The 25,498-nt window shown below is 51.1% G+C and carries 35 protein-coding genes; 28 read left to right on the top strand and 7 right to left on the bottom strand.

Annotated elements, in window-relative coordinates:
• Positions 1–8: 8 nt before the first annotated feature.
• From PsAD26_RS24710 to PsAD26_RS24685, 6 genes are all read right to left on the bottom strand, one after another.
• Positions 9–227, bottom strand: coding sequence for a hypothetical protein (locus PsAD26_RS24710; RefSeq protein WP_063312519.1), 219 nt, complete (start codon positions 225–227; stop codon positions 9–11).
• A gap of 44 nt (positions 228–271) precedes the next feature.
• Positions 272–736, bottom strand: a complete 465-nt coding sequence (locus PsAD26_RS24705) for a hypothetical protein (protein ID WP_063312518.1) — start codon at positions 734–736, stop codon at positions 272–274.
• Positions 737–782: 46 nt separating this feature from the next.
• Positions 783–1,070 (bottom strand): hypothetical protein, encoded by a 288-nt coding sequence (locus PsAD26_RS24700; protein ID WP_063312517.1) that lies wholly within the window; start codon positions 1,068–1,070, stop codon positions 783–785.
• Between the two features lie 142 nt (positions 1,071–1,212).
• A complete protein-coding gene (locus PsAD26_RS24695; protein ID WP_063312516.1) occupies positions 1,213–1,794 on the bottom strand; it encodes an acyl-homoserine-lactone synthase in 582 nt (193 codons plus the stop codon).
• Positions 1,795–1,852: 58 nt separating this feature from the next.
• Positions 1,853–2,452 carry an autoinducer binding domain-containing protein gene (locus PsAD26_RS24690; protein ID WP_063312515.1) on the bottom strand — a complete coding sequence of 200 codons (600 nt, stop codon included), beginning with the start codon at positions 2,450–2,452 and terminating at the stop codon, positions 1,853–1,855.
• A gap of 216 nt (positions 2,453–2,668) precedes the next feature.
• Positions 2,669–3,001 carry a helix-turn-helix transcriptional regulator gene (locus tag PsAD26_RS24685; protein WP_063312514.1) on the bottom strand — a complete coding sequence of 111 codons (333 nt, stop codon included), beginning with the start codon at positions 2,999–3,001 and terminating at the stop codon, positions 2,669–2,671.
• A gap of 143 nt (positions 3,002–3,144) precedes the next feature.
• Between PsAD26_RS24685 and PsAD26_RS24680 the strand changes: the two genes are divergently transcribed.
• Entirely contained in the window at positions 3,145–3,435 is a 291-nt protein-coding gene (locus PsAD26_RS24680; RefSeq protein ID WP_063312513.1) for a hypothetical protein, read from the top strand.
• Between the two features lie 25 nt (positions 3,436–3,460).
• On the opposite strand, the gene PsAD26_RS24675 is transcribed toward PsAD26_RS24680, so the two are convergent.
• A complete protein-coding gene (locus PsAD26_RS24675; protein WP_063312512.1) occupies positions 3,461–3,787 on the bottom strand; it encodes a hypothetical protein in 327 nt (108 codons plus the stop codon).
• Between the two features lie 233 nt (positions 3,788–4,020).
• On the opposite strand from PsAD26_RS24675, the gene PsAD26_RS24670 reads away from it, so the two are divergent.
• From PsAD26_RS24670 to PsAD26_RS24550, 27 genes are all read left to right on the top strand, one after another.
• Positions 4,021–5,100 carry a site-specific DNA-methyltransferase gene (locus PsAD26_RS24670; protein ID WP_063312511.1) on the top strand — a complete coding sequence of 360 codons (1,080 nt, stop codon included), beginning with the start codon at positions 4,021–4,023 and terminating at the stop codon, positions 5,098–5,100.
• Positions 5,093–5,395, top strand: a complete 303-nt coding sequence (locus PsAD26_RS24665) for a helix-turn-helix domain-containing protein (protein WP_057465652.1) — start codon at positions 5,093–5,095, stop codon at positions 5,393–5,395. The genes PsAD26_RS24670 and PsAD26_RS24665 overlap by 8 nt, the downstream gene beginning before the upstream one ends.
• Positions 5,392–6,717 (top strand): helix-turn-helix domain-containing protein, encoded by a 1,326-nt coding sequence (locus tag PsAD26_RS24660; protein ID WP_063312510.1) that lies wholly within the window; start codon positions 5,392–5,394, stop codon positions 6,715–6,717. Before PsAD26_RS24665 ends, PsAD26_RS24660 begins: the two co-directional genes overlap by 4 nt.
• Positions 6,714–7,313 (top strand): transcription termination/antitermination NusG family protein, encoded by a 600-nt coding sequence (locus PsAD26_RS24655; protein WP_063312509.1) that lies wholly within the window; start codon positions 6,714–6,716, stop codon positions 7,311–7,313. Before PsAD26_RS24660 ends, PsAD26_RS24655 begins: the two co-directional genes overlap by 4 nt.
• A 215-nt stretch (positions 7,314–7,528) precedes the next feature.
• Entirely contained in the window at positions 7,529–7,903 is a 375-nt protein-coding gene (locus tag PsAD26_RS29185; protein ID WP_084403825.1) for a hypothetical protein, read from the top strand.
• A gap of 120 nt (positions 7,904–8,023) precedes the next feature.
• Complete coding sequence (locus tag PsAD26_RS24650; protein WP_063312508.1) at positions 8,024–8,497, top strand: P27 family phage terminase small subunit; 474 nt, start codon at positions 8,024–8,026, stop codon at positions 8,495–8,497.
• Positions 8,497–10,302, top strand: a complete 1,806-nt coding sequence (locus PsAD26_RS24645; protein WP_063312507.1) for a terminase large subunit — start codon at positions 8,497–8,499, stop codon at positions 10,300–10,302. The genes PsAD26_RS24650 and PsAD26_RS24645 overlap by 1 nt, the downstream gene beginning before the upstream one ends.
• A complete protein-coding gene (locus PsAD26_RS24640) occupies positions 10,299–11,561 on the top strand; it encodes a phage portal protein (protein ID WP_063312506.1) in 1,263 nt (420 codons plus the stop codon). Before PsAD26_RS24645 ends, PsAD26_RS24640 begins: the two co-directional genes overlap by 4 nt.
• Positions 11,551–12,150, top strand: coding sequence for an HK97 family phage prohead protease (locus PsAD26_RS24635; RefSeq protein ID WP_063307709.1), 600 nt, complete (start codon positions 11,551–11,553; stop codon positions 12,148–12,150). The genes PsAD26_RS24640 and PsAD26_RS24635 overlap by 11 nt, the downstream gene beginning before the upstream one ends.
• Positions 12,151–12,214: 64 nt before the next feature.
• On the top strand, positions 12,215–13,474 hold the full coding sequence (locus PsAD26_RS24630; protein ID WP_063312505.1) for a phage major capsid protein: 1,260 nt from the start codon (positions 12,215–12,217) through the stop codon (positions 13,472–13,474).
• Between the two features lie 64 nt (positions 13,475–13,538).
• A complete protein-coding gene (locus PsAD26_RS24625) occupies positions 13,539–13,739 on the top strand; it encodes a hypothetical protein (RefSeq protein ID WP_153040795.1) in 201 nt (66 codons plus the stop codon).
• An 11-nt stretch (positions 13,740–13,750) separates the two neighbouring features.
• Positions 13,751–14,368 carry a hypothetical protein gene (locus PsAD26_RS24620; RefSeq protein WP_063312504.1) on the top strand — a complete coding sequence of 206 codons (618 nt, stop codon included), beginning with the start codon at positions 13,751–13,753 and terminating at the stop codon, positions 14,366–14,368.
• Between the two features lie 21 nt (positions 14,369–14,389).
• Positions 14,390–14,722 (top strand): phage head closure protein, encoded by a 333-nt coding sequence (locus tag PsAD26_RS24615; protein WP_057465661.1) that lies wholly within the window; start codon positions 14,390–14,392, stop codon positions 14,720–14,722.
• Positions 14,722–15,150 (top strand): HK97 gp10 family phage protein, encoded by a 429-nt coding sequence (locus PsAD26_RS24610; protein ID WP_063307704.1) that lies wholly within the window; start codon positions 14,722–14,724, stop codon positions 15,148–15,150. Before PsAD26_RS24615 ends, PsAD26_RS24610 begins: the two co-directional genes overlap by 1 nt.
• Entirely contained in the window at positions 15,147–15,551 is a 405-nt protein-coding gene (locus PsAD26_RS24605) for a DUF3168 domain-containing protein (protein ID WP_084403823.1), read from the top strand. Before PsAD26_RS24610 ends, PsAD26_RS24605 begins: the two co-directional genes overlap by 4 nt.
• Before the next feature lie 2 nt (positions 15,552–15,553).
• Positions 15,554–15,991 (top strand): phage tail tube protein, encoded by a 438-nt coding sequence (locus PsAD26_RS24600; RefSeq protein WP_057465664.1) that lies wholly within the window; start codon positions 15,554–15,556, stop codon positions 15,989–15,991.
• Positions 15,988–16,326, top strand: coding sequence for a hypothetical protein (locus PsAD26_RS24595; protein ID WP_153041575.1), 339 nt, complete (start codon positions 15,988–15,990; stop codon positions 16,324–16,326). The genes PsAD26_RS24600 and PsAD26_RS24595 overlap by 4 nt, the downstream gene beginning before the upstream one ends.
• 32 nt (positions 16,327–16,358) lie before the next feature.
• Positions 16,359–16,526 carry a hypothetical protein gene (locus PsAD26_RS29785; RefSeq protein ID WP_193758354.1) on the top strand — a complete coding sequence of 56 codons (168 nt, stop codon included), beginning with the start codon at positions 16,359–16,361 and terminating at the stop codon, positions 16,524–16,526.
• Positions 16,519–18,780: a phage tail length tape measure family protein gene (locus PsAD26_RS24590; RefSeq protein ID WP_063312501.1), complete on the top strand. Its 2,262-nt coding sequence runs from the start codon at positions 16,519–16,521 to the stop codon at positions 18,778–18,780. Before PsAD26_RS29785 ends, PsAD26_RS24590 begins: the two co-directional genes overlap by 8 nt.
• Positions 18,773–19,486 carry a hypothetical protein gene (locus PsAD26_RS24585; RefSeq protein ID WP_063312500.1) on the top strand — a complete coding sequence of 238 codons (714 nt, stop codon included), beginning with the start codon at positions 18,773–18,775 and terminating at the stop codon, positions 19,484–19,486. The genes PsAD26_RS24590 and PsAD26_RS24585 overlap by 8 nt, the downstream gene beginning before the upstream one ends.
• A complete protein-coding gene (locus PsAD26_RS24580) occupies positions 19,483–20,067 on the top strand; it encodes a hypothetical protein (protein WP_063312499.1) in 585 nt (194 codons plus the stop codon). The genes PsAD26_RS24585 and PsAD26_RS24580 overlap by 4 nt, the downstream gene beginning before the upstream one ends.
• On the top strand, positions 20,052–20,456 hold the full coding sequence (locus tag PsAD26_RS24575) for a hypothetical protein (protein WP_063312498.1): 405 nt from the start codon (positions 20,052–20,054) through the stop codon (positions 20,454–20,456). The genes PsAD26_RS24580 and PsAD26_RS24575 overlap by 16 nt, the downstream gene beginning before the upstream one ends.
• Positions 20,456–22,264, top strand: a complete 1,809-nt coding sequence (locus PsAD26_RS24570) for a hypothetical protein (protein ID WP_063312497.1) — start codon at positions 20,456–20,458, stop codon at positions 22,262–22,264. Before PsAD26_RS24575 ends, PsAD26_RS24570 begins: the two co-directional genes overlap by 1 nt.
• 26 nt (positions 22,265–22,290) lie before the next feature.
• On the top strand, positions 22,291–23,649 hold the full coding sequence (locus tag PsAD26_RS24565) for a hypothetical protein (protein ID WP_063312496.1): 1,359 nt from the start codon (positions 22,291–22,293) through the stop codon (positions 23,647–23,649).
• Between the two features lie 92 nt (positions 23,650–23,741).
• Positions 23,742–24,449: a peptidoglycan-binding protein gene (locus PsAD26_RS24560; RefSeq protein WP_063312495.1), complete on the top strand. Its 708-nt coding sequence runs from the start codon at positions 23,742–23,744 to the stop codon at positions 24,447–24,449.
• A gap of 35 nt (positions 24,450–24,484) precedes the next feature.
• Positions 24,485–24,925, top strand: a complete 441-nt coding sequence (locus PsAD26_RS24555; RefSeq protein ID WP_063312494.1) for a hypothetical protein — start codon at positions 24,485–24,487, stop codon at positions 24,923–24,925.
• Positions 24,909–25,121 carry a hypothetical protein gene (locus tag PsAD26_RS24550; protein WP_063312493.1) on the top strand — a complete coding sequence of 71 codons (213 nt, stop codon included), beginning with the start codon at positions 24,909–24,911 and terminating at the stop codon, positions 25,119–25,121. Before PsAD26_RS24555 ends, PsAD26_RS24550 begins: the two co-directional genes overlap by 17 nt.
• Positions 25,122–25,498: the final 377 nt, after the last annotated feature.

The raw sequence follows: 25,498 nt of genomic DNA, 5'->3' as shown, positions 1-25,498 counted from the left end.
TGAACCTTCTAGCGTTCGTTTAGGACGTCAAAAGAGGAAAGCTGGGTGCTGATGAACTCAGAGGAGATGCTCTGTTTTGCCTCGATCACTGTTTCATCAAGAGCGGGGGCGAGGAACAGCAGCACTATGGCGAAGACCACCAGAACGGATAGCTTCGCGGCCTCGTTCACGTGGAACAGGATCTCGCGGCAGAGATTACTAGATACGACTTTCTCAATGCTATTCATGGGACTGTTCCTCTTGCGAGATTGCTAAAGGCGGATGAGGGAATTTAAGAGCGAGGGGGGAAGGCGTCGTAGAACAATTGGTCTTTTAAGTCCTCAAGAAGTTCAGCTGTGGTTTTCTCGCGGCTCTTTTCATGAAGGTGAATGAACTCTTGGCGTTCCACCTGTCTCGCTTTGTCTCTGGCTTTTTCTCTGCGGTTGGCCAAGATGCGGTTTTTCTCGATCATCTCCAGACGGTGGATGGCCGTGCTGAGTTCTCTGATTTGCTTCTGGATTACGGCGATTTGCTCAGCGCTCTTTGGGGTGCTGGTTGCTTGCGCGGATTTTGCAGCAGCATCTAAGATTGCTGTGTTTGGTATGCTGATCTTGTCGAGATAGGGGCGCAGTTTCGCTCTAACTTCTTTTGCTTGCTTCGTATTTTTGGCGCGCTGTTTGTTGATGCGCTCCAACTCGGCGATGCGTTTGGTTAGGTTCTGATTTTCCTTTTTTAGCTTCTGTTTTGAGATTGGCATTTGCTTTCTCCTATTGAGGCTGAGTTCGTGAGTGGAAATAGTTTCGTTAGCTGGCTTCTGCTGGGGTGGCGGTCCGCATTTCCTGCAGGAGCTTTACGAGCTGCAACTCAGCTTCTTTGAAGGTCTCGCGTAAGGCGAGGATGCGAGCCGTGATCTGTTTGCGGTCGTTAGGGGTGCGCTCCAGCATGAGGCGCAAATCAGAGCGAAAGATGCAGATGTCTCCGTGGGCTTCGCCTGTGCGGGCAAGGGCATCTTCACCTACGTCCTGTACGGATTTTGTCGGTTTGGGGTGCTGCTTCACCTTAGGAAACTGAACGACTTTGGAGGTTTGCATCGAAGTGCTCCGTTCTGATGATTGAGAGACAAAGCGGCGCTCTATCTCTCAACTCAAGTGATTAGTGGCATAAGGTTATTGAAGTTGTTTGTTGACTGTTTGTAATAAAATCACCGTAAAAGGTTAATGTCAAACAAAAACATTAGAGATTTTTCAGGTTCATTTCCAGAACGCAGATTTTATCTCCGTCACTGCCCTCTACAGTTGGCCCAATTGGATGTGTCGCTAGCCCGATACGTGATAGCCAACGGGCGAACCCTGGGTGCATCAGTGCTATTAGTCGAGAGGCTCCCAGTTCTTGAGCCGCCTCAGCTAAGCTGAGTGCATTGTGCTCTAATGCTCTGGATCGATCATGTTTGGAAAGCAGGGGATCAGTAGTAAAGCGAGTTGCTTCGTATGTGACAGTGTCGGTGGGGAGTGCGTCAATCTTGAGATTAGGAAAATTGCTCAAGCGACCTAATTGAGCGTCCCTGATCATGTATGAGCGTCCGCATGCATCATGATTGCACGGATTAAATCTGGACGCGGCAACAACCTTGCCATCCTTGTGTGAGATGACATAGCGAGTGTTGCCAGTATCGTACTCATCCCACTCAATAAGATTGTTGTGTGGGATCTTCCAGCCCATTTGGTCGACAAAGAGAGCTTTTCGAAGCTTTAGGTGTTGAAGCCACAAATCGCCGTGTTTGTGGATAGTCTCGAAACTGAGGCAAGTTGACTGCATGTCTATCTCCGTAATGTTGTTACAGAGATACAATCGCCAAAATTGCCGATGGTTTCCTCTAGTTTATTGGGTGAAATGCAAAGCCGACTCTAGCAGCAAGAGCGGTGACACAAGTGAAATTATTTACGCCAATCAACTTTTGGATTTTGCTTTTTCTCTGCTTGATGGCCTCTTCAGATACCTCAAAATAATGGGCAATCTCTTTGCTTCTACATCCCTGTGCACTCAGTTGAACTAGCGTCTTTTGAAGTGGATTGAGCTGCTTGGTCTTCTCACAAAGCTGGTTGAGGTGATGTTTTCTTAAGTTGGTCTGAATAGCCGTCCTCTCAAGTAGAGAAAAGCCCCTACTGCGAGCTACTCCCGCAATTAGCTTGCTACCTGAAATTGCATTGCTAAATGCAACACCGTGGCAAAGATTATGGTCATGAGCAGCTCTCAAGAAATCAGTCTTCGGACTAGAGTTGTCCCAAGTTTGAAGCCCAGAGCTCCGTAATCCGAACTGAACGACGGGGTCTTTGGCTAAACCACCAAGATTGAAGTACTCTTGTTGCCAGTCTGGAGCGTAAGTCGTTTGTAAGTCGAAGTCATTTTCGACAAAACTCCCGATGCCTATAGCGAAGCCGTGATCGGCAATAGCGTGAAAACGTTCATCTAGCATGTGCTTACCTTTCACCTTATGAGGTGAATATAAGCGTATTTGTATTTACACGCAATGCAATGTGTGCATGTATTGTTTATAACATCCCCTGCGTGAGGAAGTCATGAAAGATACATCATTTACTTTTAGGGAAAAGTTAATCGATAAAGTGAGTCAAATGTCTGATCAAGAAGCGGAAAACCTTCTAAAAAAGATTAGAGATGTTAGATTAAAGAATTACTTTAATTCATCAAGTAGTGATTTGGCGTCTTCTTCTGACATTTCTTTAATTAGCTCATAGAGTTTATTTTTTGTTGTAGACAGTGGATTATCTTCATCCAGAATGGATGCATTTGGAAGATCCAAGACCTGACAAATTTTCTCCAAAGAAGACCATCGTAGGGTGTGGGTTTCACCGCGCACAAACTTTGACACTGTATTGATGCTGAGGCCAGCTTTTTCGGAAACCTGCTTAGCGTTAGTTCGCTTGTACGCCATAAGAGCGCTTAGGTTCCTTCTGCGGTGGTCCCACAGATCTAGCTCATCTTGGTTGCGTTTCTTGTCTGCCACTTTGGGTTGAATCCTCAAAATTTCCTAATGTAGGCATACTCACCTTAAACGGTGAAAAAGGGAATATGCCAAAAAGTGATTTCATCAATCTTATAATTAATATATAACCACAAAAGGTGAATATAGACCTTTTGGAGATTTTGATGAGCATCGGCGTAGCAATCCCGAAACCAGCGGGCTTTCGTGTTTGGGTTATTCGGGTCACAGAACTTCTTGAGTTGTCGCCTTACCAATGGTCAGTTGGCTCCGGTATCGGGCAGAATGCATTATCAAAGTTCATTAACGGAAAACAACGGGATTTGCGTCTTGAGACTGCCTCACTGTTGGTCGAGCACGCCCAAGGAATTGCGCAAGAACGGGGAATAACGCTACCTGCTTTACCTGCAGGAATAGCAGGGCAATCGTTCTGTTCAAGCCCTATCAAGGTAGCCTGAAATGGCGGGGCCGAAAGTAGCAAAACTAGTCGATGAACTCATAGTACAAAGCAGAACGAATAATCTGAGTACAATGGGCCGTCACTTCGCTAGGCGCCATAGTGTTGATGTCGTGTTTTGCGACTCTGATCGAACGACGCAAGTTGTCTGCAAATTCCATATCATTTGGGGGTACGTGCTTTGTCACATAATCGGAGATAGCCTTCAGGCTGTAAGTGAGCAGGCAGATTTCTTCAGATGCAATCAAAAGGCCAAGTTCCCGAGCAACTTTAGTGCTTGGTTCGGCATAAGTGTTACTTGTGCCAATCAATATTGCGAATGTTGTTACGATGATGCGCAAGAAGGTCATCATGCATGTCCCCTGTTTAATAGCTTGAATTTCATCACGTATGTGCGAACTCATCGATACTTAGTTGTCTCAATCTCATCATCACTCATGCTGGCTGTTCCTTTCCTGCCAGTGTGCGCAGAGAGCTTTGCTATGTTGGCGCATCCGGCAAGGCTCTCTGCATCTTTTTGCGATGCCGATTGCAACACGCATTCACCTAGGCGTCGATCTACGGAATTCCTCGGGAGGGTTGCTGCATGAGCGCTCCTGAAACCCTCCACATTAGCGACTTACCATGCGAAATCCGGTTGGGCGACGTGCTCGACCGTTTGCGTGAGATGCCTGACAACTCCGTTGATTGCGTGGTGACCTCGCCACCCTATTGGGGGCTGCGCGATTATGGGGTTGATGGGCAGCTGGGGCTTGAGCCGACGCTAAAAGAGCATCTCGACAAGATGGTTGAGGTGTTCGAGGAAGTTCGGCGCGTGCTGAAACCAGAGGGCACTTGTTGGATCAACTATGGCGATTGCTATGCGACCACTCCGGCAGGGCATAAAGCGGGTGCAGATGGGCGGATCCGGCGCGAGAATGATGATCGGACATTTACTCAAAAGCCCTTCTCGACCATCCAAGGCACCTTGAAGCCTAAAGACCTTTGCATGGTACCGAACCGGCTCGCAATTGCATTGCAAGATGCTGGATGGTGGGTTCGTGGCGAGATCATCTGGGCAAAACCCAATCCGATGCCGGAAACCGCTCGCGATAGACCAGCGGTGGCCCATGAGAAGATCTGGCTTCTGACTAAGTCGCCTCGCTACTTTTACGACAAAGAAGTGGTCAAGCAACCTGTTTCAGGCGGAACAAAATCTCGCGGTAAAAAGCGGAAACCACCAATAGATCAAGCAGGTCAGGGCCATAAGGATTGGTGCTCTTACATGCGAGAGGATGAAGATGTGCAGCAAACGCATCGCAATCTCCGCAATTATGAGCCTGCACCTGTCGCCGTCTGGAAGGTGGGCTCTCGACCTTTCCCCGGTGCGCACTTTGCAACCTTTCCACCAGAACTAGCGCAACGCTGCATTGAGGCGGGATGTCCGCGAGGCGGTGTTGTTTTGGACCCGTTCGGCGGCGCTGGCACGACTGGTTTAGTCGCGCTGCGGCATGGCAGGCGAGCGATCCTGATTGAACTCAATCCAGAGTATGCAGCGATTGCGCAAGAGCGCATCGAGAAGGACTGGATGGGGCCTGCCGAGTTGAAAGTCAATCAAGCGGTGCCTGAGCCTGATGTGGGTCCGTTGTTCACTAACCTGGAGCCGATGGAGGTTTGTAGTGTGTGAATTTCAGAATGTTGAGGAGTGGCATCGCGAGGTTTCGCGGAGCGACTTGGAAGCAAGCACTCGGCTCGTGCTGTTTGCGCTGAGCCTTTTCGCAAATCGTATGGGCGAGGGTGTTTGGGCATCCGTTGGGACGCTGGCAGACCGAACCGGACTGAGTAAGCCATCGGTGATTAAGCATCTGAAGCTTGCAGAGGTGTCCGACTGGATCGTCGTGAAGCGTCATGATGCCGACGGGGCAAAGCTCACGCGAAACGAATACTCGCTCAAATTTCCTGAAGTGGGAGGTGTGACATGAATGATGGTCGCAGGGCTTGGAGTTGGAGGCAGGCGTTTAGCAAGTCAGACCTCGCACCAACAACCAAGCATGTGTTGCATACTCTGGCGCTGTTCATGAACGAGATGGGCGAGAGCTGTTACCCGTCAATCGACCAGTTGATTGAGCATAGCAGCCTGAGCAAAAACGCAATCATGAAGCACCTTGAAGTGGCAAGAGATGCGGGTTGGGTCTCGATCTCTCAGCATGGTTTTAAAGGGCAAAGATGGAAGCGAAAAGACTATGTCGCTCGATGGCCAGAGAGGAAATTGGATGCACCAAGCTTAACTGAGCGTATTGTTAATACTGCTGAGAGTGAAGAAGAAGGCGGTGCATGTGGTGGACTACCTCCCTTAAAAAAGGTGGTGCACGAGGTGGACGAAGGTGGTGCACGTGGTGGACCTAACGTGGTCCATGAGGTGGACCAAGATAAGAACAACCCACTTAACAATCCAATACCAATCCATATGAGAGAGAGCGCGCGTGAGAGCGAGAATGTAAAAAATGACAATAAGGGCAAAGTCTCTCATGAAACGTGGGTTCGAAGGCTGAAAAAGGTTCATGCAAGCTGGTCGACGTTTGCATCGGATAGTGCCGACTCCGCTGAGAAGGCTTGGTTTGATCTGACCGAGGATGAGCGGTTGCAAGCATCTTCGAAGGCAAGTGCTTACGAGCGGCACTGCAAGCAAATTGGTCGAACCAAAATGTGTGCGTTTGCCGTCTATCTCAAGGAAAAACGCTGGGAGAAGCTTCCATCGAAAGCGACTGGCAGTGGTACGGCAGAGCCCGCCAAACCGTTCGGCAAGCTCTGGGGTGTCTACCGCTTTGCTGATTTGCTCCAGCCTCACTACGGCAACTTTCCGAAACCTTCGGCTTTTCTTGCTGGGCTTTTGAAGGGAGACGGGGAGGCGGCTGAGCGAGAGAAGCGGCAACGCAGGGCACAATATGGATGGCCTCGGGTCAACGCCATGCAGCACCGGGCGCAGACAAGCTCGAAGGGTGTGACGGTTGCCAATGAGCTGGTTCCCCTTGCGGATGAGTTCTCTCAGGTGAAAGTCGGCTCTGAACTCTGGAAGGCTTGGGAGAAGCTGCATGAGGAGCGCGGCTGGCCTTGGTTTGGTGTTGATCGCGATTTGCCTGAGTGGGTCTACATGCCGAAGCTCGACGGGACTGATGTGGGGCTCATCGATGATAATAAACCTGAGGCTTTGCTTGGGGCGGTGAAGAGGGCTCTTGAAAACTTTGAGGCTGTGCACGGCCAAATTATCAATACCACAACAGCAACTCAGGAGGCTGCTGAATGAACGGACCAAGGAACATTGGTGGGAACGCGATCTGTAGAGTTTACTCGACTGTTCAAGCCTTGGTTCGTATTGCCGAGCTTGATTGGATTGTGGTTCAGACTAATCCTCGCTGCGAATTGCGGGCTTGTTCCAGCATTGATGCGACTGGAGCGCTTACTTACCTGCCGATGATTCCTGCGCTACGAAAGCGGAAACGAGGAAAGAAGGCGATTGAGACAAGCAAGCCAATGTTCTCGCGTTACTTGTTTGTCGGGTTGAACCGCAAGGCGGGAATGACCTGTGATCAGGTGCGCAGCTGTGATGGTGTGGAAAAAATTCTTGCGGTTGAACCTGAGGCTCCCGCGTACTTGGTGCCAGCTCGGGAAATGGAGCTGATCATGGAGGCTGAGAAATCTGCGCAGCTAGAGAAGAAAAGCGTAGAAGGTCAGGCATTTGAGATTGGTGACAACGTAGTGCTGATCGCTGGTGCGTTCGTTGATTGCAGGGGGCAAGTTCAGGACATCAAGCCAAATGGAGAGAGCCTGCGAGTGGAGCTGGATGTGTTTGGACGAAGCACAAACGTGATCGTACCACTTGACAAAGTGGCACTGCGTTAACCATCATGTCGCTCAGGATGACCACCGTGGATCTCCGGAGCCTGGGCAGGCCAAGGGCCGCCATACCAAACAGAGCGAGCTGGACGCGGGGCCCAGTCAACACAAGACGCCGAATGGCGGAGTTGGCGCGAAGAGTTTCTATGGAATTTTGACACGCATGCGGTGCGTTTAACTGGTTCGCTGATGAGGCGGGCCTTTTTTCTGTTTGGGTCACGTTGGCAGATTACGGACGCTCACAAGAGGCTCAAGCCTATCGCAAGTGGTACAAGACTGCGCGATGGAGGCGGCGGCGGGCTGATCATCTGGCAGAGAATCCTCTCTGTGTGATGTGTTCGAAAGTTGGCATCCTCAATGACGGGAGCAAGAAACTGGATGGCTCTCCTCAACCACACAAGCGGCGGCGGTTCCTAGTCTGCGACCACATACAGCCACACCGTGGCGATGAATACCTCTTCTACTTTGGCGACGTTCAAACCCTCTGTCCTGATCATCATGACATCGTGAAGCAGCGCGAAGAGCAGCGCGGTTACAGCTCCGAGGTCGATGAAAGCGGATGGCCAGTCGATCCCAACCACCCGGCGAACAGGTAGGGGGTGGGGTCGATTTCTCCCACCGCGAAAGTTGAGGACCGGAGGGGGAGGGTTTTCTCACAAAAAGTGGGAATTGGAGACAAAAAGCCACTTGGAACAAGGGTTTGAAGGAGCTGACAGGTGAAGGGCAGAACACCCAACGGCAATGAAAACGTTGTTCCACTCACGGGGACCAACAACCCAGATGCTCTGCGCGAACGTGGCAAGCAGCTCGCCGCTGATATGAAGCCAGACCACCTGACCAAGGGTGGCAGTAAAGTTTATGATCGCATTGCACCTCATGTGTGCAACCCGCTTGTGTCTCGGCTCAACTTCTACAACATGGAAAGTTTCGTTCTCATGTGTGAGGCACTTGCCAGACATGAGACCTTGCGCAAGTACCTGATCACTCCCGGCGTTGGTGAAACCTATATCTCCGAGACACGCAATGGGGAGCAAATCAAGAACCGGCCTGAGGTTGCTCAGCTCAATGAGACCTTTCGCCAGTTCCTCACGGTAGCACGTGACTTCGGATTAACTCCTGCAGCAGAGCGCGGGCTTAAAGCCAATCCAGCTCAAGGCCAACTGGATCTCGATGAAGACGACTTTGCTTGATGCGAACCAATCCTGAAATAGATCCAGTTACCGCGTGGGCTGAGGATGTAGTCGCGGGGCGCGTGATTGCAGGTCCCCACATACGTCACACCTGTGAGCGCCACTTGCGCGATCTGGATGAAGCAGGCAAGCGCGGATTCTATTTTGATCGCGAAGAAGCTCTGAAGGTCATTGAGTTTTTTCCCAAGCGGTTGCGGCTCAATGGCGGCGACTTTGAAAATAAGCGGTTCCATCTTCATCCATCACAGCAGTTTCGTGTTGGGTCGCTGTTTGGCTGGAAGAACAAAGAAACCGGGATGCGTCGGTTTCGGCGCATGTACGATGAAGAGGGCAAGGGAAACGGCAAGTCTCCAATGCTTGCGGGCGTTGGTCTGGTCGGACTTGTCAGGGAAAGGGAACCGCGAGCAGAAGTCTACGCAGCGGCTTCAAAAAAAGATCAAGCGCAAATTCTGTTCAAAGATGCTGTTGCGATGGTGCAGCAATCTCCTAGCTTGAGTAACCGCATAAAGACGCTGGGAATCGATCCGGTTTACTCTCTGGTCTACCGCGCGAAAGATGGTGGCAAGCGTGAGTTTAAACCGCTCTCCTCCGATGAAGGGAAGTCAGGGTTACGCCCCAGTGTTGCACTTTGCGATGAGGTTCACGAGCACAGAAACCGCGAGACCATCGATATGTTGGAGCGTGGGTTCAAGTTCCGTAAGCAGCCGTTGTTGCTTATGGCAACCAATGCCGGGGTAGATCGTAACGGGATTTGCTATGAAGAAAGAACTCAAGCCATCAATGTCGCTTCTGGTCTTGTAGAAGATGACACGACTTTCTCATTTGTCTGCGGACTGGATGAAGGCGACAATTGGTTGGATGATCCATCTTGCTGGGTCAAGGCGAACCCATTGCTTGGCACGATCCTGACTGAGGATTATCTCCAGCTCCAAGTTAATCAAGCCAAGATGATGCCGGGGAAAAAGAACGGCATCGCCAGACTTCACTTTTGTGTCTGGACAGAGGCGGACAATGCGGCATTCAAACAGGAAGTATGGCGCTCGTGTCTTGATGCAGAGCTGACAATCGAAAGCCTGATCGAGGCGGGCTATCCGTGTTACGGCGGTTTAGATCTTTCCCGCGTTCGTGACTTCACTGCGTTTACGCTGACCTGGGTTCTTGATGACACCCCAGACAAGGAAGTGTTTGCTTCCTTCACTTGGTTTTGGACACCAGAGGACACGCTTCGTGAGCGGGCAGCAGAAGATCAAGCGCCATATGACATGTGGGTCGAGCAGGGCTTCATTGAGGCGGTGAAGGGCAAGCGGATTTCTTACAGGTGGGTAGCTGAAGCGCTAAAGGAGATTTGCGCAAAGGCCCATCCAGAGGAGATTGGCTGCGACGAGTACGGCTTGGAGCAACTTCAGGACCACTTAAACGAGATCGGTGCAGACCTGCCTATGACGGCACATCCGCAAGGCTTTCAAAAGCGGATTCTCGACAGAGACAAGGAGCAACCTGAGGGTGCTCAGGAAGTCTACTTGTGGATGCCCGATTCCATAAACAAGTTGGAAAATGCTGTGTCTGAGGGCCGTATTCGAATTGCCTCTAATCCCATGATGAACACTTGCGCAGCAAACGTCGCTTACAAAGAGAATAGAACCGGACACCGGATGCTCGACAAGCAAAAAGCAACGGGTCGCATCGACGGCATGGTTACTCTGGCGATGTCGATTGGTGTTGCTACATGCCGCGAGCGTTTTGATAGCGGACCTGCTGCGACGCCGTGGGACAATGACCCTAACTTCAAATTGGTGGCTTCATGAAAATCCCAACGATCAAGCGGGCTGAAAAGCGCAGCACACTCGAAGATCCTAGTGTGTCGCCAACTGCTGAGAATTTTCTGCAGTCCTTCGGGATGGCCAATTACACTTCAAAGGGCGGAACGGTTGTTACCATTGATGCGGCTTTGAGTATTCCAGCGATCTGGTGTGCGGTGAATTTCATTGCGTCCACCTTGGCGAGTTTGCCGCTGCATGTTTATGACCGGACAGGGGATGACCGTAAGCGTGTAAGAGATGGCATCGCAGACATTCTCGGTTTTGCAGTCAATGATGAGACAACCTCGTTTGAGTGGCGCTATCATTTTTTCATGAACGTGCTGACAGGTGGTAGAGCATTTACTTTTGTCGAGCGCAACAAACGGGAGCAGGTCATCAATCTATGGCCGCTTGATCCTTCAAAGGTGACAATCGTTCGCCGGGTTGGTCGCACCTTCTATGAATATCGTGATGGTAAACGTACGCTGGTCTATGAAGCGCGTGAGATCATCGACCTGGCATTCATGATGCAGGGCAACTTGCTCAAGCATCGCGGTCCGCTTGCTGCATGTGCTCAAGCTATTGGCCTGATGATTGATTCCAACAGCTACGCCAGTAACTATTTCAATAATGGTGGTGTGCCGCCTTATGTGGTGACTGGTAACTTTCAAACCAAGGAAGCTATCAAGCGTGCGGCTGAAGAGTTTGAAGGCACAATCTTAGATGTGCTGGCCAAGCGTCGGAATGCATTCACTTTGCCCAATGGCATGGAGATCAAGACGGTTGGTTCCGATCCAGACAAGAGCCAACTCATCGAGACTAAACGATTTGGGATCGAGGAAGTTGCTCGCATTTACCAGTTGCCACCCGCATTCCTGCAGGATCTCACAGGTGCAAAGTTCAACAATGTTGAACAGCAGGACTTGCATCTGACGAAGCACACCATCCGCCGATGGGTGAACCAGCTTGAGCAAGAGCTAAACCTAAAGCTCTTTGGCCGCTCAAACCGTAACCAGTTTGTTGAGTTCAATATGGATGGCCTGCTGCGCGGTGACTTCAAGACCCGCATGGAAGGCTATGCGACAGGCATCACGCACGGCGTGCTAATGCCAAATGAGGCGCGTCGGCGTGAGAACTTGAGTGATGCTCCAGAAGGCAAACATCTCTTCATTCAAGGCGGAACATTCCCAATCAACTATCAACTCAATCTGCCAGCGCCGAAGGCTGGTGCTGCGCCTAAGAAAGAGGGCGACGATGAAGCATGAAACTCGCATGGGGCAAGCCGTTGAAGTCCGTGAAGGTGACGATGGCGAGGGCATCCGCGTAACTGGATATGCGGCGGTCTTCAATCAAGAAACGGATATTTGCGGATTCTTCAGAGAGCGAATTTTGCCGGGGGCTTTCTCGGATGCAATCGGAAAAGACGATGTTGTCTTTCTGGTCAATCATCATGGGTTGCCTCTCGCTCGGACACGCTCAGGCACCTTGAAGTTGTCCGAAGATGATCACGGCTTGAAGATAGAGACTGAGCTTGATCCAAATGATCCCGATGTGCAGGCGCTCATTCCCAAGATGCAGCGCGGTGATCTGGATAAAATGTCGTTCGCTTTTTCGGCTGTCAAAGAGACATGGGACGAAACGGTCGATCCTCCGATGCGTGATGTTGTGAAGGCCGCACTCTATGATGTCTCGGTTGTTACGAACCCCGCTTATGAGGGAACAGAAATTGGCCTGCGTAGTTTGCAGACCCATCGTGAGAACCTTTCCCCGCAACGAAAATCATCCGCTGTTTCTGTGAGTAAGCGGCGGATGCAGTTGGGCCTTGTTCAAATGGAACAGGCAAACAGCAAATAGGCTGCGCCCATTTGCTTTCTCTCGCGTCTAGTCGGCGCTTTCTTCAAAAAACTGGAGCTATGAAATGAGCAAGCTTAAAGAGCTGCGCGAGAAGATGGCGCGCATTGCCACGAACGCTCGTGCAAAACTTGATGAAATTAAAGACGATACAACAGAAGAACGTGCAGCCGAGATCGAAGGTGAATTCGATACTATGATGGCTGATCACGCAAAGCTGGAAAAACAGGCTGAGCGTGAAGAAAAGCTAGAAAAGGCTGAGCGTTCTGCCAACGCTGGTGATGAGCGTCGCCCTCATGGTGATGGTGATGAAGGTCGCGGCGTTGATGAAAATGAACCCGTAACTTATCGAAGCGCGTTTGGTGAGATGCTGCGCAGTGCTGGTGATCTTTCTGCGTTGCCGCAAGAGGTGCGCGAAGTGCTGCGGCAGGGCATTGCTGAGTTTCGTGCGCAGTCAACGGCAACTGGTGCTGCTGGTGGCTTTACCGTGCCAGAAGAGCTGGAATCTGGCCTCATTCAAGCAATGGCAGACTTCGGCCCTATGTACGATGAGGACATCTGTACTGTTCTTACCACCACTGGCGGCAATCCTATCCCGATGCCAACGATTGATGACACCGACAAATCAGGTGATGCCCATACAGAAGGTGGCGAGCCGAAAGACGATGGCAGCGGCGATATCGAGTTCGGTCGCTTCACGTTGAATGCGTATGCGTTCAACACGCCATTTGTTAAGTTTTCACTGGAACTGGCTCAGGACAGCATTCTTGCGATGGAAACCCTGATCAAGACGCTGCTCGGTGAGCGTCTTGGTGTCATTGCAAACAGACAGCTCACCTTGGGTGCTGGTGGTGGTGGTGTCGCGGGTATTGTTCCTGCGGCTCCTTTGGGCAAAGAGACTGCTTCCAATGCTGCAATTACCTCGGATGAAATTCTGGAATTCATTCATTCGGTAAACCCAGCTTATCGCCGCTCCCCGAAAGCTCGTGCAATGTTCAATGACAACACTTTGCTGGCGGTCAGAAAGCTGAAAGACGGGCAGGGCAACTACCTGATCACCGAAGCTCCAGATGGTACGGGGCGGTTGCGGGTTGGTGCGGTGAGTGTTCCTTACTCAGTGAACCAAGAAATGCAGAGCATTCAGGCGAATGCGAAACCAATGCTGTTTGGCGACTTCTCCAAGTACTACGTGCGCAAGGTCGGAAGTCCGATCCTTGGCGTGATGAAAGAGCGGTTCTGGCCGAATGTTGGCATTGCAGGTCTTATTCGCTTTGACGGCGGCTTGGGCGATGAGCGTGCAATCAAGCATCTGGCGATGCCGGGTTAATCAACCTGGGTGTTGAAACAGTCGGGCGGTGATGCCGTCCGACTTTTTTGAATTGGAGAACGTCATGCAAGTTAAGCTTTTGATTTCTCGATCTGGTCCAACTCTTTCCCAGCAAGCTGGTGAGATCGTTGATGTGCCGATCAAGGAAGGTAATCGAATGATCGCGGCTGGTCAGGCTGTAAAGATTGCACAGGCTAAGCCTCGCAAGGCAGCGCGTCGTACGCGTGCTCGCAAAGCTACTGCCAAGGCTGATGCATCTAAGTAACGGGCTATCAGATGACAACTCATTTTGATGATCGCGGATATTACGAGCGAGTGAGCGGACCAGTTGAGGCGCTGCTCTCTTTGCAAGACGTAAAGCGACAGGTCTGCGTGAAGCACTCGGATGATGACGATATTCTGCAGCGCTTGATTGGGACGGCAACAGAGTTTCTCGATGGTCCGTCCGGTTGTCTTGGTCAGGCGCTGGTCACGCAAGTCTGGCGCTGCGCGTGGTCGCGGCCACCTTGCGGCAATCAAAAACTGAAGCTGCCTTGTGGTCCGGTCCAGAAAATCGAGAGCGCTTCTTACTTCGATACTGATGGCAATGAACACTCAATTGATCCCGCCAAGCTCTGGCTGCTTCGCAGGTCAAGTGAAACCAAAGTGTTTCCGGGAACTGGCTTTGCATGGCCGTCTATGTCGGACCACCCAGAGGCATTGAGCATCACGTTCACTGTTGGATATGGTTCATCTGCTGACGTTCCCAGCGATATCATTCATGCCGCTCATTTGATGGTTGGGAACTGGTACGAACACCGTGAACCTGTTGTGGTGGGCACCATTGCCAGTGAGCTGCCTTTGAGCGCTCAACGCTTGATCGACAAGAATCGTGTTGGCTGGGTAAGCGGTTAATCTCTTCAAGGATAATTTGATATGCGGGCAGGCAAGCTCAGAGACACCGTGATCTTTCGGCGCAATACTCCTGTGCCTGATGGCAGGGGCGGTGCTGAAGATAAGTGGGGTGATTTGTTTGAGACCTGCTGTGAGCTTCAGATGTCCAAAGGTCGGGAGCGGGTAGCGGCTGGTACGATTAGTGCTCCTGCCTCTGGGGTTTTGCATGTCCGTTATTGCTCTCAAGCAGCAAGCCTGAGCGAAAAAGATATCGCTGTGATCGATAGTGAGATCTACAACATCCGCTCAATCATCGATCCAGATCGGCGTAAGCGGCGCTTGGAGCTGGTTGTTGAGCGCGGGGTCGCGGTCTGATGGCTGACGGCATCAAGATTGATACGCGAGCTATTGAGAAGCATCTAGCTCAAGCTCGCCAAATGATCCCAGCTATCGACGACGAAATGAAAAAGGCCAACAAAAAGAGTAGCAAAGAGTTCGTTGATCTTGCCAAGGGCCTTGTCACTAGAGATCATGGTGATCTCGCAGAGTCCCTTGAATATCGTGAGGTCGATGATGGCATCGCAACCTTCACACAAAAGGGCGGCAAGACTTCCAAGTCATATGCGACTTCGAGCGCGTGGGGTGTTTACGGCTTATGGCGCTGGTTCCTCATTGAGTATGGAACTGTGAAAACTGCCGCGCAGCCATTCATCAATCCAGTTCGCAGGCTGCTCAAGCGTCGTCATCAACGGCGTATGAGCACTGCGCTCAATCGAGCCTATAAGAGAGCTTTCAAAAAATGATGGAGTTCGCCGTTGCGTTGCAGGACTGGCTATATCGCACTCTGACCACTCCAGTCATTGAAGGGGTTCGAGGTGTTCATGACCACAAACGCAAAGATGGTTCTGACTATCCGTTGATTGAGATGGGTGAAGTCAGCGATGTTCCAGATGATGCGCATGGTGCACTTGGTGGTGAGCATGTCATCACGCTTCACATCTGGTCGCGCTCACCTGGGCAAACGGAATTGAAGACAATCATGGCTGAGATTTATCAGCGATTGCATGATGTGGGCGTTGATATCAATGGGCCTTCAACCTGCTTCTCGTTGGTAGAGCATACCCAATCGCTAGAAGATCCTGACGGGGTCACACGCCATGGCGTGATGGCGGTTCAATTTACTATCCGAAAACTGGAGAGCTAAGCATGGCTGGTGCAGAATCCCAAGGCAAGCTGATGTTGATTCAGCTTGGCAATGGCGGTGACCCTGAAACGTTTGAAAGCGTGTGTGGGGTTAAAGATAAGAGCCTTTCGATTAACAACGAAGTGGTCGATACCACGCGGCCTAATTGTGATAATCCAAGTGCCCCTCTTAACTACTCAGGTGCTTACGGTATCCGAACAATTTCCCTCAGTGGCAATGGTGTGGCTACCAGTTCTGAGACTTATCAGCGAGTTGTACAACACGCTGTTGGGCAGGTGTATGCCAACGCAAAAATTATTGTTCCTTTATGGGGCACTTTTACTGGGACGGTGGTCTTCAACAAGGTTGATGTGAGCGGTCCGATGCAAGGTGAGTTGGAGTTCTCTCTTGAGCTAACCATGACTGGTGACATCACCTTTGAATTGGATGTGCTCACATGAGAAAACCCAACAAATCGCGAGGTGAAGTGGCTTGCACCTTCAACGGCAGTGATGTGATTTTGTGCGCGAACATGCAAGCGCTCGATCAGATTGATGCTGAACTTGATCTCTCCATCTCTGAAATCATGGCTGGTCTTCAGAGCGGAAAGATCCGCGTCATCAAATCCTGCTTTGAAGCCATGATCGTTGAAGGTGACGCGGACGCGGCGTTAAAAAAAACGGTTGGCATTCTGGGTTTTTCTGATCTTGCCGGAAAAATTGTTGAGGCTCTTGTTCCTGAGGCTGATGAAGCAGATGCGGCGGGAAAGGGCAACGCAGCGGAGAGCGATCACTAACGCGCTTTCCGCTGCGTGAGTGGATGCAGTGGATGCCTGTGCTCGGATGGACGCCAGAGGTTTTCTGGAAGGCGTCCATCAGTGAGCTGTATGCGGCAATGGATGGATACAACAAAGCGAATGGGCTTGGGCCTGATGAGAGTGACATCACCGAAGATGATCACGTCGAGCTGAGAGAGTTGGTAAATCGATATGGCTAGCAAGGTTGAGCAGAAGCTAATCACAACTTACGAAGCTCGCGTGACCGACGTAGAGCGGCAGATGAAAAAGGTTGAGCGTGCTCAAAAGAAAGCGTTCAACGATAATCAGATCAAGAGGTTTAACAAGTCTATCGGTCAGTCTGGCACTGCTGCTGGAAAGATGCGTAATACCTTCTCTCAAGCAGGTCGTTCTGTTGCTATCCTTGAGGGTCCGCTTGGTGGTGTCTCCGGTCGTCTCGGTGCGGTCGGTGGTGCTTTGGGCAGCGTCAATCCAGCACTGGTTGCGGCTGGTGTCGCAATGGCTGCATTCGCTGGTGTTTCTGTTAAAGCTGTTAAAGCCTTTGAGGCGTTTGAAGTGCAGCAAAAGCGTACTGATGCGGTGCTCAAAGCGACGGGCTTTTCTGCTGGTCGTACATCCAAGCAGCTAGAGCAGCTTGCTCAAGGTGTCGGACTTGATACGCTTGCCAGTACAACTGGTGTTCGAGATGCAATTGCTCAGCTCTTAACATTTCGATCCGTAGCAGGAACAACCTTTGATCGCACGATCAAGCTTAGTCAGGATCTGGCGGCTGTTGGCTTTGGAACTCTCTCAAGCTCTGCGGTGCAGTTGGGTAAGGCTCTGGAAGATCCGGTGACTGGCTTGTCTGCGCTTCGCCGTGTTGGCGTATCGTTCACTCAAACTCAGAAAGATATGATCAAAAACTTCATGGCCACGGGGCAGGTCGCGAAGGCACAAAACGCAATCCTTGATGCGGTAGAAAAGCAAGTCGGTGGTGCTGGTGCAGCTGCTGGCGGTGGATTGGCTGGGGCTTACGATGGTCTTGCGGAATCCACTCAGATCTTGCTCGAGCGTTGGGGGCAGCAGATTGCAAGCGCCACTGGTCTAACGGATGCAATCCGAGGCATTGCCGGGGCGGTTGATGAGGTCAATCAGAAAGCTACTCCTAAGGGACAGCTTGAAACTGTCAATAACCAGATTGCGCGTACTCGTGAAGTGATTGGTGCGTACAACAGCAATCCACATACTGCGCCATGGGTGAATGCAGCGGAAGGTGAGGAGAAGCTACTCAACGAGTTGCTCGCAAAGCGCCAAGAGATTTTGAGAAAGATCGATCAAGATAGCGTTGATGCTTATGGAGCTTATTCCAAAAGCTTGAAGGTTCAGGAGTTGGCGGCGACTGAGCGCATTGAAAGCGTGATTGCTGCCCAGCAGAAGATACTTGAGACAGCCAAGAAAACACCACTGCAACGGGTAATCGACACGAACCTAAGCAGTGCCGGGGTGACTGCTGACAGTGATGAAGGCAAGCGGATTGTTGACATTACAAAACGTGCCTTTGCGATGCAGACAGAGAGCAAGGCGCGAACCAAAGTTGCCAGTGCTGCCAAGAAACAGTCGGACAAAGTCAAGGAAGTTATCAAAGCGCTTGAGATAGAGCGCGAGCAGATGGGCATGAATGCAACTCAGCGTCGGGTGCAAAATGCGCTGCTCAAAGCTGGAAGTGCTGCAACTGAAGAGCAGAAGGAAAAGATTGAACAGCTCGTTGTTGCTAACGAGAATTGGACAAAGAACAATGAGATGGCAATGGAAGCCGCTTCATTCATGGGGCAGCATGTCCAAGATCAGTTTTCTGCTATCACCAGTCAGATTGAAACTGGCAACGATGCTCTGGATAGCTTCATTCAATCCATGCTCGATGCGACGATGCAGGCTTCGTTGTTTGGAACTGGTCCGCTTGGCTCGATGTTTGGCGGTGGTGGTCCCGGTTCTACTGGTGGCGGTCTGGTCTCTAGCCTTGCATCCATAGCAACTTCATTCCTTGGATTTGATAAGGGTGGTTGGACGGGTCCGGGGGGCAAGTACACTCCTAAAGGTATTGTGCACGGTGATGAGTACGTGTTCTCTAAAGAGGCGACTAGGAAGCTTGGTGTTGCCAATCTTGATGCGCTGCATAAAAGCGCCAAAGGCTTTGCAAGAGGCGGCTTCGTCGGTGGTCCTGTTCCCATGATCCCGAAACCTGCTGCAATTCCTGCACCAGCAAACCGCAATACTCCTTCTGAGATCCGGTTGGTGGTTGAGGGCAGTTCTGAGTTTGATGTCAGAGTGGCCGGCGTTGCTGGTCCTGTTGCTGTGCAAATCGTCGATCAAGCTAAACCTGGCATCATCAAAGCAGCCACTGCTCAGTCCCGTGGGAACGTGGTCAATGACCTGAATGCTTACGAGCAAAACAAGGGGGGAGGCTGGCTTGGCTAACTTTATTCATTGGCCATTCAAGCTGTTTGCGATGCGGGGTAAACCAGCCTTTCACCAGCGGCCTTTCACAAGACAGGGTGGTGCTACGCTGGGTGGCCGCGATCTTGTAACGCAAACCGACTTAGGTTTCTGGCGGGCTGTGTTTCCAAACATCATGGTGATGTCAAATGATATGCACCACGAGGAAGCTTGGAATGCAATCCAAGTTGCATTGCAGGGGCGAACTGGCTTGGTGATCGTTCCGGCTTACTGCACGGGATCACGGCTGCAGCAGCTCGCAAAGACACAAAGTGCTCTGGCAACCCACTCTGATGGGTCCACGTTTTCCGATGGCACGAAGTATTCCAGTGAGCCACCTTTGGTTCAAATGGAAGAAGACGCACAGATCGGTGCAACTGTTGTGAAGCTTCGCGCTTTGCGTGAAGGGTTGAGCCTGACGGGCATCAAGTACAGTTACTTTCATGCGCTTTACCAAACGGGTCCGGTAATCGCAAAAAAGGGGAACGTGGTTCAAGTCCCAATCTTTCCTGCGACGCGGGCTAAAATTCCGGCAGGTTCTATTCTCACAGTGAAAGAGCCAACGTGCCTGATGCATCTTGCCTCAGATAATGAGATGGACATTGTTCACGGTGTGTCACCGATCACAAACAAGACGCTGAACTTTGTCGAGGCAATCGATTACTGGGATAAGGTCGCAGCTGAATGAGTGCCCGCAAAGTGATGATCCTGATGAAGATGGATTTTCCTCAAGGAACCTCTCGCTTCTGGTTTGGATCTTGCCCTTACATTGATGCAAATGGTGATCACTGGCGAGCTGCCGGGGAACTCCCGGAATCAGCTTTAAGCACGCTGCAATATTCCTTTTCTGGTGAGGCCGTGGTTATGGAGGTTGGCCTGTCTGGCGTTCCTCAGGACATTGCCGACCTGGCTTATGAAGAAACTCAGGAAGATGATGTCATCGGGTCTGAAGTGCAGATTTTATTGCAATCTTGTGATCAGTACTTTCAGCCTGTTGGAGATCCAATCGTCAAGTTTACAGGTGAAATCATTGATCTGAATTTTCACAAAGCAGCGACGGGTGATCAGGCTCAACCTCACATCAAGCATGAAGTGATCGTAGTTGTTGCGAATGTGTTCCATGCCCGCAAATCGCGGCGCAATGCTGTGCTGTCGGATTCAGATCAAAAAGCGCTGTCGCTTAAACTCAATCCTGACCTTCTTCCAGATCTGTCATGTGAACGAGTGACCCTCATGAACGAGCAAACTATCACATGGCCACGTGCCTGAATAACCTGCAAGGTTGGCTGTCAGATCGACGTGACATGCGCTTCGATCCCGGCAAGGCTGACTGTTGCTTGGTCCTTGCCGATTGGGCGTGCTTCAACGGCTATCCCGATGGTGCTCAGTTTCTGCGCGGCACCTACTCAACCACTGAAGAGTTGAATGAACTGCTCACAACATCTGGCGGGGCTTTAGGTTTGGTTGAAGGTTGTGTTGCAATCGCGGGCCTGCTGGAAACGCGCTCTAGGAAGATCGGTGACATCGGGGTTGTCGGCAGTTTGCATAACCCGCTCCGGCAGTGGGGAGCGATCTGGGACGGGCTCAACTGGCAGGTTCATTGGCGGGATGGTTTTGAAACCATTCACGCACCAGCTCTGAAAATCTGGAGTGTTTGATGCCTCATGCTGTTGCATTGGGTGTTGCGTTCGTATTGTCGAACGGAGCGGCCATACTTGGTGCATCCGTTGCGACGCAAGCTATTCTTGCGGGTGCTGCGGTGTCCTCTGTTGGTGTTGGGATTATCGGTGTCGGCTTGTCAGCCGGTGTTGGTTATGCCGTCAAGGAGTTGGCGGGCACTCAGCGTCGGCAGAGTAATGCAGCTCCCTTGCCAAGTGTTGCAGATGGCAAAGTCAATCAACGGCAAAGCGTACCGTCTCGGTCGTTTGCTTATGGGTTGGTGCGCAAGGCTGGAGACATGATGTTTCTGGAGGAGCGTGACGGGACTGCTTACATGATCATCGCGCACGCTTCTCATGAGATAGATGGGTTTGTTGAACACTACCTGAGTGATGCAGCGGTGGAGATTGATGAAGATGGCAACGTCATAAAATCGCTGAGCAATGATGAGGATGCATCTAAGTATTACCGCCTCAGTGGTAAAGCTAAAGTCATTATCAAAGAGAGGTTGGGCACTCCGGTTGGTGAGCCGTATTCCGAGCTGGTCACGAAGTTTAGTGACATCTGGAGCGACGACCATCGCGGCGACAACATCGCCAGCACGCTTGTGATTTGTAAGAGCGTCAGCGCTCAGCATCATAGAACGGTGTATCCGCATGGATATCCGACAGTGACATCTTTGGTTCGGGCTAAGCGCGTTTTAGATCCTCGAACTGATGAGGTTGCCTTTAGCAGGAACCTTGCGCTTCACCGTCTTGATCTCTTGCTATCTCCGTATGGCGGTGCTTTGAAGGCTGACCGGATTAATCTTGAGAGTTGGGCTAATGCTGCTGCTGTCGCTGATGAGCAGGTCACCAACTTCCAAGGGGATCAAGAGCCTCGATATCATGGTGGTTTCAGTGGCCGTGAGAACAATGACCCCACTGAGGTTGCAAGGTTGATTGATGAAGCGGGTGAACTGCTGCTTTATGTTGACCCGCAAGGCAAGGTGGCGGTGCATGCCGGGGAGTGGGTAGAGCCTGACATTCACTTGAAAACAGCAGACATCAAGGAAGTGACCTTCCTGTCAAACCGGAATCCAAACTCGAATGTGAAATCTGTTCGGGGCCTTTGGACCAATCCAGAGCTGAACTATACCGAGGATGATGCAGTCATCTGGGGTGATCCGTATGTGGATGAGAACGATCCCAGGTCGCGAACCGTTGATAACGAATGCATCCAAAGTCACAACCATATGCGGCGCAAACAGAAGCTCAAATACACTCGTGCGACGGCTCCGCGAGTGCGGATTGTGTGTGACTACTTTGCATCTGAGAACCTGCCGTTTCGACGCTTTATCAAGATCACAGAACCGCCTCATCTGGTGGATGCCTATCTGGAACTTATTGGAACTCCGATCTTGGATCTCAACAATTTTACCCACCAGTTTGAGGCAATCGTTGTTCCTAAGAGCCTTTACGATTTTGAACCTGAGGAGGAGGGCGAAAAGGGTGATCCTCCTCAGCGCATTGGTTCCTCTGCATTGCCGATTGTCACCAGCTTCACGATTGCATTTGAACAGCAGGGGCAGAGCTTGATTGCTGAGGCGAGCTTCTCGCGTAACTCCGAGGCTCTCACCTACGAGCTTGAGTACATGAAAACCAGCGGCGGCGCTGCCAAGTACGCGCAGGCAAACGATGGTGAAGAAACCATCGAGACAGAAAGCTTGACTGCTGGTGTGGAGTATCGGTTCCGCATGCGAACCCGTTCGGTCTTTGGGCAAAATAGCAGCTGGTCCAATCCGGTTGTGCTTCAGGCCTCTACCTAATCTCTTTTCAAAATCTGGAGTTGGCTATGAACTTCCTCACCAAGGAAACTGTTTGGCGTGATTTTGCGACGCTCGGTCTCGGTAGCACCACTGAGCACAAACCAGTCAAAGCTGAGATTAGAGCGTATCTGGGGCAGCTTGAGATCGGTTCTACGCTTGGAGCCGTGATCGTTAAGACCAAGGCCGAACTGGATACTATAACAAACAAACCAGACTACACGCCTGCCATAGTCGGAGCTGACACCAACCACACCTTAAGCGGCTACTATCAGTGGCTGGGCGGTACCTGGAACTATGTGCGAGACCTTGCTGACAGTATCACGCGGCTGATCGATATCGATGGGACGGGTAATGCGATCAGGGCGAAACTTCGATTGGGTGTCAGCCTCTCGGCAGTTGAGTTTGCAGTCTTCGTTCCCATTGCAAACAACTCAGGCGCTGTGACCATCAAGGTTGATGATGTGCTGTTGCCAATTCGAAATGGCCTCGGCAATGAACTTGACCCTGATGACCTGCAAGCAGGCTACCCGGCGATGCTCACAGTGATTGAGGGGCAGGATGGCTATGTGCTTCTCAATCCGGCAAACGTTGAGGCTGTGGTGCTAGCAGCAAAACAAGCCGCAATAGATGCTAGCGGTCAAGCTCAATCAGCAAGGGAAGCAGCAGAGCAGGCGTTGAGTAATTTAGAGACGGCTGTTGAGCAGGCTTCTGAGTTGGCGTTCCAGCGGTTCAATAAGATCTATCTTGGAGAATTTAACGTAGATCCATCTGAGGATAATCAAGGTGGTCCGCTTAAGGACGGCATGCTCTTCTTCCATACCGTTGCAAAGAAGGTGAAAGTCTACTCAGAAGATGAGGTTGGTTGGCTTCTTGCGACGCCAGACACGAGCGATTTCTTTCACAAGTCAAACAACCTGAGTGATCTGCTTAGTAAGTCTGCAGCGCGGTCTAATCTAGGTTTGGGTGCCATTGCCATTCTGAGTAAAATCAGTGGCGGCAACATCAATAGCCGGACAATACCGGGGAGTAAACTGCAACAAGATACGGTGACAGATGCCGAGATCAACTCGGCCATCCTGAATAACCTTAAGAATCGGCCTCAGGTCGTGGCGCTGTACTCTGATATTGGTGACGATGCATCCTTTAACCTAACTCGTTCGGGGGGAACCTACACTTTCGAAACACCTCAGCCAGATACGAGTTATGTCGTTGATGCGATTGGTCAAAGAACCGTCCAAGGTAACTTGAGTTACGTTAACATCATAGGGTTGAGTACCAAATCCAAGGCGAGTTTTTCGCTTAGCGGTCTGAGGATGAATAGCTCGGGAGTCATAAGCGGTTTGTCTGGAAAAATTGATGTAATTGTGTATCGCGTGGCCAACTAAGCTCCTTCCATTAATCGAAATTTCCAATCTCTAAAACAGCACGACAACGTGGCAACGGCTCCCTGAAGGGAGCCTTTTTTGTGAGGTGATCTATGGACTGGTTACGAGTGCAAAAAGCATTGAACGCTCATGGTTTCAATCCCGGTCCTTTGGATGGGGTTGTTGGTCCTCGAACCATGGATGCTCTTCAGCGTTTCCAAAAGGCCAATGGATTGGTGGTTGATGGTATTGTCGGACCTAAAACAAGCAAGGTTCTCTATAGTGGCGAGCTGGATGATGAGGTTCACACTGCGCGTAGTCCGGTTGCTGGACTGAAGCGCATTGTGATGCATTGGACTGCGGGTGCTGATGGTGTGAACAGCCTCGAACGCAATCATTACCATGTGATTGTGGATCGTGCAGGCAAGGTTCACATGGGGGCACTGAAGCCAGAGGCAAATGTGGATTGCCGTGATGGTCAATACGCAGCGCACACCAGAGCGTTGAATACTGGTTCCATTGGCGTGGCTGTTGATGCGATGGCAGGGGCGACAGAAGCGCCCTTTTATGCTGGCAAATATCCGATCACAGTTGCGCAGGTTCGGGCTTTAACAGAGACCGTGGCCGATCTTTGCGAAACCTACCAGATTCCAGTCACACGCCAGACGGTTCTTACCCATGCTGAAGTACAGCCAACGCTCAAAGTTCGGCAGCGCAGCAAGTGGGACATTACTTGGCTACCGGGAATGGAGAGTCCCGGTAAACCGATTGAGGTTGGCGACAAGCTGCGTGAGCTGATCTCGGCTGCTTCTCTCTCCTGATAGACCTTTCCTTAACAAAGCTAACGGTGGTTCCAATGGACACTTCGCTTATTGATTTTACCCCGCTTGTCGGGATGTTTTTGGATGGCTTGTTTACCGCGTTGCTTGGCGGTGCAGTGTATCTAGGGCGGCGCGGTCTTACCGCGCTCGAAGAGAAGACGGGGCTTCAGTTTGACGACCAGATGAAAGCTCGTGTTGATGATGCGATCATGCATGGCGTTGAGTACGCAAAGACCAAAGTCAAGCTGATGACGCCCAAAGAGATTGTCTATAATCCGAGATCGGCTGCAGTAGGTATCGCTGCGGATTATGTGATCGAGTCTGTGCCGTCCGCTTTGGCTTACTTCGGAGTTACTCAGGACGCTTTGCTAGACAAGATTGAGGCGCGTCTCGGTATCGACCTGGATCTTGATGGTGACATTGGGGGTAAGCCCATAGCAGATCCATACAAGGCAGCTCATGAAAATGCTGCTTGAGTTCGTCGCGCAGATTGCTGTGAAGTTTCTTCGCGGTTGGCTGCGCGACAAGCAGCATGATCGATTAGTTCGTGATGCTGCTCTCAAGGAAAACGTAACCCGAATGCGAAAGGCGAGCACTGATGCGCAGAATAGGGTTCGTGAGCGCCACTTGTCTGACACTCGCAGGCGCTTGCGTGAGCACGCACGGGCTTGATCCGTGCACGCTTCCAATCCAATGGAAGCCAGAAGATGGAGATGTGATTTCAGAGCCGTTGGCGCGCTCGCTTGATTGGGTGTTGGAAGTTCAAGATCAGGCAAAGTGTCCAAGTCCACCAGTAGATCTAAAATCTTGAGCGGGGCTAAAATGCAGAAATCAGAAGCAGGAACAGTGTTGACTTTTGTAGTTGCTTGGATTGCTCAGAACTGGACTTCCTTTCTTGAGCCGATCCTTCAAGCTTGCCTCATCATCTTGACTGTGATTGCTGCGTTTTTCATGGCGTGGAACAGGATTTTAGACAACCAGCTTAAGCGGAAAGAAATCAGAGACAGCAGCAAGACTTGCTCTGACTGATAACTCTTGCCGCTCATTTC

The sequence above is a fragment of the Pseudovibrio sp. Ad26 genome, from assembly GCF_001623285.1.
In the GTDB taxonomy this organism is placed as follows: domain Bacteria; phylum Pseudomonadota; class Alphaproteobacteria; order Rhizobiales; family Stappiaceae; genus Pseudovibrio; species Pseudovibrio ascidiaceicola.
This window is presented reverse-complemented; position numbering and strand designations above follow the sequence as displayed.